Raw genomic sequence first — 13268 nt, 5'->3', positions numbered from 1 at the left:
TTAGGTAAAGCGTTTTTTTCTTTTGAAAAAGCGGGTAATATAAGAGTGGTATGATAAGGTGAGAACGTTAGCATAGAAGGAGAGACATAATCGATGTATAAAGGTTACTTAATTGACTTAGACGGTACGATGTATCGCGGAGAAGAACAAATTGAAGAGGCAAGCGACTTCGTAAAAGCATTAGGAGAGCGCGGCATTCCTTATTTATTCGTTACGAATAACTCAACGCGTAAACCAGAACAAGTGGCAGAAAAACTTGTTCGTTTCGATATTCCAGCGAAAGCAGAGCAAGTATTCACAACGAGTATGGCGACTGCGAACTTCATTTATGAACGTAAACAAGACGCAACTGTATATATGATTGGTGAAGAAGGCTTACACGATGCACTTGTGGAAAAAGGATTTGAACTTGTGGATGAAAATCCTGATTTCGTTGTTGTTGGTTTAGATCGTGACATCACATATGAAAAGTTAGCAAAAGCATGTCTTGCTGTGCGTAACGGCGCAACGTTTATTTCCACAAATGGAGACATTGCCATTCCGACTGAGCGCGGATTATTACCAGGTAACGGCTCATTAACATCAGTTGTAGCAGTATCAACAGGTGTGGATCCAATCTTTATCGGAAAACCAGAATCAATCATTATGGAACAAGCTTTAAAAGTACTTGGCATAGAAAAAAATGAAGCATTAATGGTTGGGGATAACTACGATACAGACATTTTAGCAGGAATAAATGCTGGCATGCATACCCTTCTTGTCCACACTGGAGTCACAACTGTGGAGAAGTTAACAGAATACGAAGTACAACCAACGCAAGTTGTGCATAACTTGACGGAGTGGATTGAGAAGATGTAATGAAATGCAGGTAACCGAAGAGGTTACCTGTTTTTTTATGCATAATTGCATATGTACTATAGGTATATAAAATGTAGAATTTAAATGTATTGATATAAGGGAGGGATAAGAATGTACTGGATGTCATGTATTATGCTTGTTTTTACATTATGTGTTTTGTTCTTTGTTCTATGGAAAATATATAAAATAAATGAAATGAAAAAAAGCGCAGGAAAACTTATTGCAATGTATCCTCGGGTGAGAAGACGTTGGATTGCATTACTTGGACCAGCATATTTCATTGGACAATGTATGTATATATATGCTCAGTACGTAAGTGGCGATATTGATACAGTTGAACAGTTTTTTATTCAGCTAGGTATTTATGCTGTAGCAAGTTGTTTTATGACTTTAATAGCTATACACCTTATTAAAAGTGTACAAATATATGAAAAAGGTGTAATAGATGGATTAAACTTTTATTCATATGAAGAATTGAAAGGCTATAAAACATCAACATGGGAAAATCCAAAAGAAAATATATTTTTATATCGCGGGCGAGAAAAAATGAATGACAATGTGAACTTACTTATTAGACAGGAAGATATGAATGAATTAGAAAGCATTCTTCAAAGATATATTCCGAAATTAATGATGAAATAAAAAAACTCCGGTTTTAACAACCGGAGTTTTTTATTAGAACGCACGATTCACAACGTCTTTAACCTCTTCAAGATATTGTTTACGCACACTGTTATCCACAGAAGGAACACTTGTATAGAATGTATGCTCAATTGTTTCAATGCCTGTAAATTCAAAAATACCAACATCCGCTGTTTTCTTCATTGCATCAAACATGCCGCCTGCTGTGTATGCTTCTTTCGTATTGCCCATTGTAGATAATAACAATCCTTTTTTACCGCTTAATAACTTTTCAATGCCGTTTTCACCGTAAGCATAAGCAAATCCATGGCTAAACACACGGTCAACGTATCCTTTTAAAATAGCAGGAAGCCCCGCCCACCAAACTGGATAAATGAATGTAATGCTGTCAGCCCAAGAGATATGTTCTTGTTCTTTTTTAATATCTTCTGGTGTATTTCCTTGAGAAAATGAGATGAAATCGGAAGCGCCTAATACTGGATTAAAGTTTAATTCGTATAGATCGCGAACGCGTACTTCGTGACCTTTTCCTTCTAATTCACTTTTTACCGTTTCTAAAATCGCATGGTTGAAGCTTTCTGTATTCGGGTGTGCATAAACGATTACATGTTTCATTTTTCTTCCTCCTATTTGTGGATATGTGAATAGTTATTTGTATATATGTAACTATTATGGTTACTACCTTTATAGAAGTCAAGTAATACATATGTATGTATAAAAAGACGCCCGAAAATCGCCTTTTTATACCCCGCTCATACAAAGTACAAAAAAGACAAATAAAATAATGACAATACCAATGCCGAAGTTAAATACGAGAGTACTATCCATATATGTAGCCTCCTTGTTTGAAAGTAAAAAGCACTCTAGTTAAGAGTGCTTTTTTATTTTGAATCTACTTTATAACTTTTAGAAAGTGATGCATGCGTGTAATATTTACATTATTTTATGTATGCATACTTTGAAATGAGTAAGTCCTTGTGAGATATAGAAAAAAAGACACTCTTGGAGTGTCTTTTAAGATGACAAAATGTGCCAATTGCTTGAGGTTGATAAGACGCTAATTTCCGTGTTAACGCCTTTTCTTTAATCAAGAAGTGTAGCAACAGCGATTCAAATAAATTGTACCACTTGTTTAATTGTGGTGCGTATGCAATTGTGCATATTATGATCATGGGGTAGGTAATGAACTGTGAATAATTTGAAGTGATTTATTTACGATTTCTTCTGCGGCATATATGCCAATTGCGTCTGTTTTTAAAATATGAGGTTGTAAGTTATCATGCATTGCCCCTAACTCACCATGAAGTGGTGCGAAGGCATGGTTCGCCTTTTCAAGCATGCATAAATCAAGTAAAGAATCCCCAGCTGTAATAATCGTATCTATTTGCAAAATTTCTTTTATATATTGCACGGCGTCCCATTTGTTAATTGGTTTTGGTACAAAGTATAGCTTTCTGCCTTGAAGTGAATGATTCCAGCCTTGTTTGTCTAACCAGGAAGTAAAAGATGATAATTCATCATAAGGAATGTTCTCCCGTTTAATAATGCAATAATGGAATAGATCATCGGCTGTTTTTTGTGATATAACCCAATCTTTATGAGCTATTTGTCCAAATTCCTTTAGTATGTCGTTTCTCTCTATACATTCAGCCGATAGTCTTTCTTTTACTGTCCTGTTCCAAGTACCATCTTGTTTCCCGTTATGAAGGATATTACCACCATTACTTGTAATGGCGTATTCGGGAATGATTTCGTCTTGGAATAAAGCAATCCGCTGAAACTGCTCAATAGTTCTTGTTGTAACTGGGATGAAATGTGAGTGCAGTTGTAATTTTTTTAGTAGTGAAATGGTTTTATGTGATATGAAAGAAATTTCTTTCCCATCTAAAGTTTCAATGAGTTGAATTGATTCATCTTCTATAGGGGCACGAAACGATTTCCGGGAATAAATAAGCGTCTGATCAAGATCACTGGCGAAAATCATATCGTTTCCCTCTTAAGAGGCTTAATGAGCCCGCAACATGAATAAGCCATATTTTCATAGATTTCAATAGGGACATTCTTTTCTTTAGCGAGAAGTAAAATATGCTTTAAATCGGGATTGTTTTGCTTGCGTATTAAAATTTTCCACGGTATTCTCCGGAGTAATACGCGAGTTGTTTCACCGACTCCTGGTTTAATTAAGTTAATATCGTCAATTTCAAAGTGATTTTGGATAGACTGTATATCTTTTAATCCTTGCCAAGAGGGATTAGTGTAAGTTGAAGTAATATAACGTAATTGATTATCTATATGAGAATGAACAGAAGGGAATAAATCTGTTACCTCATCAACGAATAAATTTGATAAGTCTTCTTGTTCTAGCTCTTTATAATATTTAACACCATGAAAATCATTTGGACCGATATAGGTGTCATTTAGTACAGTGCGGCTAATGAGTCCAGAGACTGTTGCATTTAAGCAAGCGCTAGGAATAAGAAAATCTTCACGTGTACCGTAAATTGAAGTACAGTAACCGGGATCAGCAAGCACAGCCATACAATGAGAAATGTGTGTATTATTTCGTTCGTTAAATGTGTGTACTGCATATTCTAATTCTTTTTTTATTGCACCTTTCCCAGTCCACCCATCAATGAATTGAATTGTTTCTTTAGGGTGATGTTCCAAAATATAATGGAGTGCATTTTCATCAATACCGCGTCCGCGAACAATAGAAATACAATAGTGAGGTACATCAAGGTTGTATTGATAGCGTATGTAGCGTTTGATAAGAATGCCAATAGGTGTACCAGCACGAGCTAATGAAACGAGGATAAGGTTAGTTCCTTTAGCTTGTATAATCTGTTCGGCGACAACTCCAACAGCGATGGCTAGTTTGTGTTTGTATTGTTGAAGGGAAGAAAAGAATAAATCCATATATGCTTTAGATGGTTTATATTCCATTGGTAACATTTCGGAATAATGTGTGCCAGCTTGAATTGCTTGTTCTCTAGTTTCCGTGGAACTTTCTTTCATTAAATCACTGATATCTTTTAATAGAAAAATAGCATCATTTCGATTGTAACTACTAATATGAGAATTTACTTTTACCATAATTATCAACCTTCCTTTTCTATGCTATTTGAAAATGAGACGATATGAATAAAAGGAATAACTGTTTGTAACTGCTGTAGAAGAGGAGATAGGGCTTCTTCCCCTAAATCACGCTCAATGAAAACAAATACTTCATCGTAATCATGAGGTGAAATATTATAAAAGTAATTTGTAATAGTAGAATCTTCAGGACTTGGATATGAGAAATGATTATGAATGGCGTAGTTCACATCATTTGAAACAGGATGGATAGGGCTTCTTGTTGTAGATTGATATAAAATATTTTCACCCATTTCAGCAGCAATTTTCATTGGAATATACATAAATTCACCCGTTCCGAGACAGAGTGTTCGTTTTCCAATTCTTTCTCTTTTTAAAGTTTTTCCTGCTTCTTGGGCGAAAGAATGAATGTGCTTTTGTTCATATGCTGAAATGCCAAATCGCCCAGTATATTTTATATAATTTGATGTATAGGGTGATTTTGGGCAGGTAAGGGTATGTTTTTTGAAATCAGGTTTTGTTTCTTCAATTTGAATCTTTGTTTTTGCAATATTTAATGGTTGGCCAGTTGTATGAATACTGCCTTCTAATAAAGAAATAACATGAACCTTAATTTGAAGTTCTTCTTCTAATTGTTTAAATTGTTTTCTATTAGTATGAGAACGCCAGTCTAATAAAGAAGCAATTATATATTCTTCTCGTGGGAATTTATTTTGAATAGATCTAATAATATTTAATGCTGTTTTTCCTGTTGTCATCTCATCATCTACGAGAACAATTGGATTGTTGTTTTGAAAAAAGCTTTCATCTACATAACAACGGTGCGATGTTGCATGAGAATGTTCTTCCTCAAATGTAATGACAGATTCTAGGTGGGGTATCGATTCCCTAGTTGTATGTACATACTTTGCATTTTGAAAGCATTGAAACATAGAATGACCAAGTGATGTCGCTGTTTCAGCGAATCCGATGAACAAAACTTCTTCTTGCAGAGGATATTGATAACGAAATACTTCCTCTGGGATTTCATCAATTTCTAATGAAATGAGATTTAAAATTTCTTTTTGAAATGGATGAGAAATATTATGTAGTATTTCCATATATCTTGCAGCGAGAGCAACTCCACTTGATAGAGAGACTGCAGGTTTAGTAGGAAGATGCTTTCCAAGGATTGTACTCACAAATAAAAAACTACGTTTCTTATTTATTCTCGCAGCCATTTGAAAAAGATTGTCTAGCGCTAAATTATATGGATTATCACGTACTTCTACATGAACTTGTATATTATTTAAAACGTTATACGTGTTGCTTTGCATTTGCAATAAGGAGATCGGTGAATTGTTTGTTTTCATGTAGCACCCCGTAAATATTAGATTTTAAAATGGTTTTGCGAGCCCAGCCATAATGAGGTTTTACTTCATTCATTTTGTTAGAAAAACTGCTTTTTAGCACTCCATTATACGTATCTGCATTTTGTAAAATTAATCTCGCATCTAAATAATCTTCCATTGTGACAATGTGCATTGCCTGTACAACTTTAATATGAGATGGGTGAATAACTGTCTTTCCGATTAAGCCATTTGCATGGTCAAGTGATACCTCTTGAATAAGCCCTTCTTCATGATCATTAGAAAAATATTCCCATACACATCCTGAAATAATATATTCATTTGTTGCCCTTGAGAAAACGTTAATAATGTCTGAAATACAATCACGGACAACAGTAATATGATAGATAGGTGTGTATTTATTGCGCCGAATACTAAATATACTTGAAAAATCAGTAGCACCAATACGTACATTTAAGATGTAATCGTGATAAGAATCTAGTAAATCCTTTATTTGTAATAATGATTCTGCCCGTGTTTCCTTATACATAATTTCGGGTGATTCTAAAATCGGCATGCCATATAGCGATAATGAGTATAACTCGTTTATATATGCAAGCTGATCGATATAAGTCTTTCCGTTAATCGGTGTGAATTTTGGAAAGACAAAACCACATAAACAATGAACAGCACTACCTAATTCAGTAACAATTTTCTTCATTTGACTTGGCTGTCGAACTCTAATAAAAAGAAGTGGGATGTCTGCTTGATTTAGTATGTTGGCACTGACTAAGTTAGCGATTTGCTGTATTTGAACGACGATGTTTTGCTCTGCAAGTTTTACTTCCTCATCGCTGATAGCGTCCTCTAGACAAAGAATAATTGAGATAGAATCCACATGTTTCCTTCTAATTATATCTTCCGCAATCGTTTCTTTCGTGCCAGGAGTATATAGTGTGGCACCTAGTGCGTAAGCTAGTTGTTCTTTCCCTATATTTTTTGAAAAACTAAGAGGTTCTTTATAGAAAAAATTTTGCCGTTCTTCCGAGGAGAGATAAGAAAAGTAATTCAAATTGTCACCACCTTATTTATAATGATTCTGTTTAATCGTAACATAATAAGAAAAATCTTCCATAAAAATGAAGCGAGAAATTTAAAAAATATATTGAGAAAGATGAATTATAAGATGAATATCGAATATTGTTAATAGAAATATAATAGGGGGAAAGAGAAAGTGGATATACATAAATTAACAGAGGAAGAAGCAAATGAGATAAATACTTGGACGTACGAGGAACCATATAATTTATATAGTTTTTCAGGCGAGAAAGAAGTAATGGAAGAGCTATTAGATGGAACGTATTATGGTTGTTGTAATGATCAAGGAGACTTCATCGGTTATTTTTGTTTTGGAGCAAATGCACAAGTACCAGGTGGAAGAGATGCTCATTTATATGGTGGAGAAGATGTGATTGATATCGGACTTGGCATGAAGCCGGCGTTAACCGGGAAAGGAATGGGGAAAGAATTCTTCCAAGCTGGAATAGCGTTTGCCACGAAAGAGTTTAATGCAAAAATGTTTCGATTAAGCGTAGCGACATTTAATACAAGAGCGATTACGTTATATAAAAATATCGGATTTAAGCAAGGGCCTATTTTTTTGAGTCGCGGAAGAGAATTTATGCTGATGGAATATGAAAGACCGTCAGCATGAACCTGACGGCCTAGAAAACACTATTATTCTGAGTGCTCAGCTCGGTGCGCTAAACGGCTTGAAGCAGCGGCAGCGATTCCGCCAACGATATCATCAAGGAACGTATGCACCTTTCCAGTTGATTTATCATTTAAGTATTCTAAAATACCAGGTTTTAATTTATCAATATATCCAAAGTTCGTGAAACCGATAGAGCCGTACACATTCACGATAGAAAGTGCGATAACTTCATCAATTCCGTATAAGCCTTCATCACGTTTTACAATATCTTGTAACGGTTCACTTAGCATTCCCTTTTCAGCAAGGACATCAAGCTCGATACCAGTAATCAGTGCGTTTTGTACTTCACGTTTTGATAGTACACGTTCTACATTGTAACGGCATTCTGACATCTCTAAATTTGGATGATATTTTTTTTGAAGAAAATGAACAAGTTCAGCAATATCGTCAATTGTTACACCGCGTTCTTGTAATAGTTTTAATGCTCTTTCTTGTAGTTGATTTGATTCTTTCATGTTTATCACCTTTTTTTCTTTTTAGTATTTGTATACGTTTCGTTGCTTTATCATGTGCATAGGAATGAAAGGCGAGCACAAGCTCATATATATAAAGAAAAACCATAGGTGGCGACTGCGATGATTCAGCATATTTATGAGCATTATCACATGCATGTTAAAGAATTAATCCCCCTTGGCCCCTATAAAAGCTTTTGGATTCGCAACAAAATTTATGTACTTGTTCCAATTGGAGAAATGGAGGAAGAAGTACTTGTAGAGATGAAAAAGCTCAGTGATTATATGAACCAGCAAGGGGATATAACTGTAGCGACTTTCGTTCCGACTATACACGGCTACTATGTAAGTGAGATAGAAGAACAAAATTACTGCTTATTAAAAGGTATGCGCACGTTAGAACGACATGCTATGTCATTAGGAAGTGAGCTTTCTATATTCCATAAACGAGGTGCATTCTTTCCAGAAGAAATTGAGCAATTAAGCCGAATTGGTGAATGGAAAGCGTTATGGGAAAAAAGGCTCGATCAATTAGAAAAGTTTTGGCAATCACAAGTGATGAACCACCCTTCAGATGTATTCGATCAATTGTTTATTGAATCCTTCCCGTATTACTTAGGAGTTGCAGAAAATGCCATTCAATATGTTGTCGATACAGAAATGGATGATACGCCGCAACTAACGGATGCAGCAACAATTTGCCAAGAACGATTCACACCTTTATTATGGCATCAAACGAAGCGGCTCAAACTCCCTTTTGATTGGGTATATGATCACCCGAGTCGAGATATTGCAGAATGGATCCGCCATATGACGATAGAAAAAAAGAAAGACTGGGAGCAAACAATCGTTCAATTTGTTACAGATTATGAACGGAATTATTCGCTATCCTCATTTGGCTGGCGCTTATTATTTGCAAGGCTCCTGTTCCCGCTGCACTATTTTGAAACGGTCGAACGATATTACCAAACTGGAAACGAAGAACAAAAAAGCATATATAGAGATCGCTTAGAAGCCATTTTACACGATGTGAACCGCTCAGAGCAATTTATGAAGCATTTTTATGGTTCACTTCGTTTACCAGTAGATAAGCTCGGGATTAGAAAATTAGATTGGCTATCTTAAAAATATAAAAAAGAGACCGATGGAGGTCTCTTTTTTATACCACAATTTTATGTAATACATTATGCCCCTACCTGCTGATCTGCACATATATTTAAAACGAATTGATGCCCTTCGAGTTTTTCATTTACTTTACCCAGTAATTCTTGCTGAATTTCTTTAAATAAAAATTGATAGCTTGTATTCCATGTTGGTATAACGGATGAAAGGCCTAATAAATATTCTTTTTTCTTTTCTAGTTCTTGAATTGTTAAAAAAGTGTTCCCCATTTTTGGCATCTGTCGTCCCCCTATGTTTTTTACTTTATATGTGTGAACGATTCACTATATAGTATTAATTATCGCATTTTTTGAGAGGGATTTCCAATTTTGTTTTATGATGTTAAAGAATAATTGTTATGTGAATAAAAAAAGAGACCAAAATTGGTCTCTTCTTAGCAAGTGACTCTGAACGAGCCGCTTCCGCTTTTAATTAAAATACTTGTTCTACTTCGATAACGCCTGGTACTTCTTCAAGTAACGCGCGCTCGATACCAGCTTTTAGTGTGATTGTAGAACTTGGGCAGCTTCCGCATGCACCCATAAGGCGTAGTTTTACGATACCTTCTTCAATGTCTACTAATTCAACGTCTCCGCCATCGCGAAGTAAGAATGGACGTAATTTATCTAATACTTCTAATACTTGTTCTTGCATATGTGGGTTTTCCATTTTTATCGACTCCTTTCATCAGTTTTATTATAATCAAGATAGAGGGGAAAATCTATTTTTTCTCTTCTTGTTTTATTGTCGAAATTTTGTATCGTGTTTTTTCAGTATAGGGGTATGGAATAAGTTTGTAAAATGATGTGCTTATGTAATAAGACATCTGAATATACTGTTGGGACAAGAAGTGGGGGAGAAGAAATGGTTAATGTTCAAGTGTATGGGACGAAAGTAATTTGTGCGAGCTGCGTTGGAATGCCATCTTCAACAGAAACGTTTGAGTGGTTACAAGCGGCAATTGGTCGTAAATATGAAGGACAAGAAAATAAATTTAATTTCGAGTATATTGATTTCCAAGAAGAACAAGAAGATGCGGATAAAAAAGCATTCGCAGAGCGCGTAGTGGAAGAAGATTTATTTTATCCGGTCGTTCTTGTAAATGGAGAAATTGTTGGAGAAGGAAATCCTCGTTTGAAGGATGTTTACGAAGAAATCGAGAAATATTTATAAAACAAGAAGTCTTTGCGAATTTGCAAAGGCTTTTTTTATTGGAGGGATAGATATGAAAAATGGAGTGAAGCATGCGTTACCAACGGAAGTACAACAGTTAATGGAGCGGTACACAGTAGAATTAAAAGAAATTTTTTTGGATGAAAAAATAGTCGGGGTATATATTTACGGATCCATCGCACTAGGTGCATTTCATAAGGAAACGAGCGATGTTGATTTTGTTACAGTGATAAATGATTCCGTGAATGAAGCTGAAAAACAGCAGCTTGTGGAACTACATAAGAAACTTAGTGATAATACGCTAGGTAAAAGAATGGACGGTATGTATATTCCGCTTGCTGACTTAGGGAAATACAATGATGAAATGAACGAGTATGTGTATTGTGCAGATGGTAAAGCTAATGTTGGTCATTGGGACATTAATGCGGTCACATGGTGGACGTTGAAAAATCAAGGCATTACAGTTACCGGAAAAGAAGCAGAAGATCTTCCACTGCAAATACAATGGAATGATGTAGTAAATACGATGAAATATAACGTAGAACAGTACTGGAGTGAAAAGGCGAAGAAGCCATATTTATTTTTTATAGAAGAGTGGGTAGAATCAGCTGTCGTTACGATGGGACGTATTTTATATACACTGGATCATAAAACAATCGTTTCAAAAGATAGAGGATTGCAATACTTGTCAGAACGTTCAGCGGAAGAATGGGAGATTTTATTAAAAGAAGTAGCGAGAATACGACAGAGTCCAAAAGAAAAGCGAATGCTCTCAAGGTGGGGAAGGGCAGATATGACGAAGAGGTACTTACTGCATTTAATTGAGATGTGTAGAGAGAAATGGTAGGGAAGAAAATGGACAATACAGTGGGGTGTATTGTCTTTTTTTATGTTAAATTTGGTATATAATGGTTTAAAAAGTTTAATTATACTGGAGGGGATAGGATGAATATAGAATTAGCTACATATGAAGAAAAGAATGAACAAATGAGTATGCGCCAAGTAATTAGCATTCTATTAATTATTTTTGGGGTCATGCATGGAATTGGTTTTTTGAACCTTTTATATGATTCTTCCTTATACCCATGGTATGTAGATTATCTTATTCCACCTTTCACATTTTGTATGATTATCGTAATGTATGCACCGGCAAGAAATTGCTGCTTACATTTAATAAAATCATTACAATTCAATAATCTTAAACATTATGTAACGATAGTAATAACAACGATTGTAATGCTTATGTATCTTGCGGTATTAAATGTAGTTTTACCACATGGGCTTGGTGTGGATGAATCTAATATAGTAATAGAACCTACTACAAGTGAAATCATTCTATACGTAGTTGTGCTCACAACTTTTGCGCCTATTTGGGAGGAAATTGTATTTCGGGGTATGTTTTTTATGAAATTATCTCAGCGCTTCTCTACACTTAGTAGTGCTGCTATAAGTGCTTTCATATTTACTTTAGGGCACCCCCTTACAGTAGGGAGTATTTTATATATTTTTGGTATGGGCATATGTTTAGCATACACATATAAGAAAACGAAGAATTTACTCGTTCCAATTGGGATTCATTTATTAAATAATTCGTTTTATTTATTAGTAAATTTTCAACTATAAAAAGACGCCTTTTTGAAAAGGGCGTCTTTCGTATTGTGTAGTAGGTAGAAAAGGCTTTACACACATTGTGTAGAGGCAAGGTAATACAAAATATAGATAGTTTCATGTGAAACATTTTTATTATCAAATATGTAAAATGCTTAACTTAGTGTATTAAATATATCATTCATAAGTATTCTAATATATTTAAAAGTAAAATGAAATAAGAAACGGATAATTGTCGGAATATATTCGATTTCCGTTCATTTTTATGAAATATGTATACTTTTTGTTAGATTCCTTCATTTTGTGCATATACAATAAATGTATATAGAAATAAGAAAAGGATGATGTACGTGAAGGACACTGTTTTACAAGAAACGATTTCTCCACAAGAATTACATAAAGTTGTTCAAAAGAATACAGCTTATTATGACTTTAAGTGGGGTAAAGTAGAAAATCCAGCGCAAGGGAATACATGGAATTGGGTAGCCTTTTTCTTCCCAACTTTTTGGTTAGCTTATCGAAAAATGTATAAGTTATTTATTATATTTGCGTTATTGGCTATACCTAGTATAGTTATACCCCCTTTTATAGATATTCCAGATGGGATTTATGTAACATTTAATTTAGTTCTTCAATTAGGAATGATGATATTTACTGGATGGCAAGGAAACCGTTTATATTACAAGCATGCTGTTCGTGTTTTTCGTAAGGGAGAAGATTCGTCTGATCATGAGAAGGCGTATTTCTTACAATCAAAGGGTGGCGTGAGTATTGCTGGTATGATTGGTTTACAGGTTATAGTCGGGATTGTGTTTGGGTTAGCTGCGTTCGGGCTGTCCTTTTTACCAACTGAACCGAATATTAAAAACGTTGTTCGTTCAAGCGGTGAAGGGGTTACTTTAGAGATTATGACTGATAATCCAACTTGGAAGTTTGTTAAGAAAGAAAAAGATTATGACGTAGTAGAGTTTACTGGTTATGATTATACAGAGAAGAAAAACGTGAAAATTAAATTTGCTGTTTATTTCGATGAAGATTATTTCGAGTGGCAAGAGATATATGAAAATAATAAGAAGTTAAGTGAAGAAGAAGTAGAAGAATATCAAATTTACATTGAAGAAAATAATTGGGGGTTCTAGAGGGAACTCGTTCATTTTGAAAAGAAGAATCTTGCGAAGG

The 13268-nt window shown here is 34.8% G+C and carries 16 protein-coding genes; 8 read left to right on the top strand and 8 right to left on the bottom strand.

Annotated elements, in window-relative coordinates; all coding sequences use genetic code 11:
- Positions 1 to 93 precede the first annotated feature (93 nt).
- Positions 94 to 858: a TIGR01457 family HAD-type hydrolase gene (locus MKY21_RS24945; protein ID WP_000276467.1), complete on the top strand. Its 765-nt coding sequence runs from the start codon at positions 94 to 96 to the stop codon at positions 856 to 858.
- Positions 859 to 969: 111 nt separating this feature from the next.
- On the top strand, positions 970 to 1500 hold the full coding sequence (locus MKY21_RS24940) for a hypothetical protein (protein WP_061663188.1): 531 nt from the start codon (positions 970 to 972) through the stop codon (positions 1498 to 1500).
- A gap of 33 nt (positions 1501 to 1533) precedes the next feature.
- Here the strand turns inward: MKY21_RS24940 and MKY21_RS24935 are convergent, their stop codons facing one another.
- The 5 genes from MKY21_RS24935 to MKY21_RS24915 all read right to left on the bottom strand — a co-directional run bounded on the left by MKY21_RS24935 (position 1534) and on the right by MKY21_RS24915 (position 6993).
- Positions 1534 to 2115 (bottom strand): NAD(P)H-dependent oxidoreductase, encoded by a 582-nt coding sequence (locus tag MKY21_RS24935; protein WP_000683447.1) that lies wholly within the window; start codon positions 2113 to 2115, stop codon positions 1534 to 1536.
- Positions 2116 to 2668: 553 nt separating this feature from the next.
- Positions 2669 to 3484, bottom strand: a complete 816-nt coding sequence (locus MKY21_RS24930) for an HAD family hydrolase (RefSeq protein ID WP_000575376.1) — start codon at positions 3482 to 3484, stop codon at positions 2669 to 2671.
- Positions 3481 to 4593 (bottom strand): cysteine protease StiP family protein, encoded by a 1113-nt coding sequence (locus MKY21_RS24925; protein WP_000241509.1) that lies wholly within the window; start codon positions 4591 to 4593, stop codon positions 3481 to 3483. The genes MKY21_RS24930 and MKY21_RS24925 overlap by 4 nt, the downstream gene beginning before the upstream one ends.
- A 5-nt stretch (positions 4594 to 4598) precedes the next feature.
- The gene (locus tag MKY21_RS24920) at positions 4599 to 5945 is read right to left on the bottom strand and encodes a phosphoribosyltransferase family protein (protein WP_086392847.1); all 1347 of its coding nucleotides are present in this window, start codon (positions 5943 to 5945) and stop codon (positions 4599 to 4601) included.
- Positions 5890 to 6993, bottom strand: a complete 1104-nt coding sequence (locus MKY21_RS24915) for an HpcH/HpaI aldolase/citrate lyase family protein (RefSeq protein ID WP_341077586.1) — start codon at positions 6991 to 6993, stop codon at positions 5890 to 5892. Before MKY21_RS24915 ends, MKY21_RS24920 begins: the two co-directional genes overlap by 56 nt.
- Positions 6994 to 7155: 162 nt before the next feature.
- Here MKY21_RS24915 and MKY21_RS24910 point away from each other — a divergent pair, with 162 nt between their 5' ends.
- A complete protein-coding gene (locus MKY21_RS24910) occupies positions 7156 to 7635 on the top strand; it encodes a GNAT family N-acetyltransferase (protein ID WP_267378712.1) in 480 nt (159 codons plus the stop codon).
- A 23-nt stretch (positions 7636 to 7658) separates the two neighbouring features.
- On the opposite strand, the gene MKY21_RS24905 is transcribed toward MKY21_RS24910, so the two are convergent.
- Positions 7659 to 8150, bottom strand: a complete 492-nt coding sequence (locus MKY21_RS24905) for a phosphatidylglycerophosphatase A family protein (protein WP_000665094.1) — start codon at positions 8148 to 8150, stop codon at positions 7659 to 7661.
- Between the two features lie 120 nt (positions 8151 to 8270).
- Here MKY21_RS24905 and yutH point away from each other — a divergent pair, with 120 nt between their 5' ends.
- Complete coding sequence (gene yutH / locus MKY21_RS24900) at positions 8271 to 9272, top strand: spore coat putative kinase YutH (RefSeq protein WP_000614218.1); 1002 nt, start codon at positions 8271 to 8273, stop codon at positions 9270 to 9272.
- A gap of 59 nt (positions 9273 to 9331) precedes the next feature.
- Here the strand turns inward: yutH and MKY21_RS24895 are convergent, their stop codons facing one another.
- Entirely contained in the window at positions 9332 to 9547 is a 216-nt protein-coding gene (locus MKY21_RS24895; RefSeq protein ID WP_016118827.1) for a hypothetical protein, read from the bottom strand.
- A gap of 193 nt (positions 9548 to 9740) precedes the next feature.
- Entirely contained in the window at positions 9741 to 9977 is a 237-nt protein-coding gene (locus MKY21_RS24890; RefSeq protein ID WP_000431159.1) for a NifU family protein, read from the bottom strand.
- A gap of 195 nt (positions 9978 to 10172) precedes the next feature.
- On the opposite strand from MKY21_RS24890, the gene MKY21_RS24885 reads away from it, so the two are divergent.
- The 4 genes from MKY21_RS24885 to MKY21_RS24870 all read left to right on the top strand — a co-directional run bounded on the left by MKY21_RS24885 (position 10173) and on the right by MKY21_RS24870 (position 13228).
- Positions 10173 to 10481 carry a YuzD family protein gene (locus MKY21_RS24885; RefSeq protein ID WP_000248588.1) on the top strand — a complete coding sequence of 103 codons (309 nt, stop codon included), beginning with the start codon at positions 10173 to 10175 and terminating at the stop codon, positions 10479 to 10481.
- A 52-nt stretch (positions 10482 to 10533) separates the two neighbouring features.
- Positions 10534 to 11328: a nucleotidyltransferase domain-containing protein gene (locus MKY21_RS24880; protein WP_341077581.1), complete on the top strand. Its 795-nt coding sequence runs from the start codon at positions 10534 to 10536 to the stop codon at positions 11326 to 11328.
- Between the two features lie 98 nt (positions 11329 to 11426).
- A complete protein-coding gene (locus MKY21_RS24875; RefSeq protein ID WP_325764307.1) occupies positions 11427 to 12104 on the top strand; it encodes a CPBP family intramembrane glutamic endopeptidase in 678 nt (225 codons plus the stop codon).
- A gap of 326 nt (positions 12105 to 12430) precedes the next feature.
- On the top strand, positions 12431 to 13228 hold the full coding sequence (locus MKY21_RS24870; RefSeq protein WP_154213890.1) for a DUF2628 domain-containing protein: 798 nt from the start codon (positions 12431 to 12433) through the stop codon (positions 13226 to 13228).
- The last annotated feature ends 40 nt before the right edge of the window (positions 13229 to 13268 follow it).

Origin of the sequence: Bacillus sp. FSL R9-9497, from assembly GCF_038005805.1 — a bacterium.
GTDB lineage: Bacteria > Bacillota > Bacilli > Bacillales > Bacillaceae_G > Bacillus_A > Bacillus_A cereus.
This window is presented reverse-complemented; position numbering and strand designations above follow the sequence as displayed.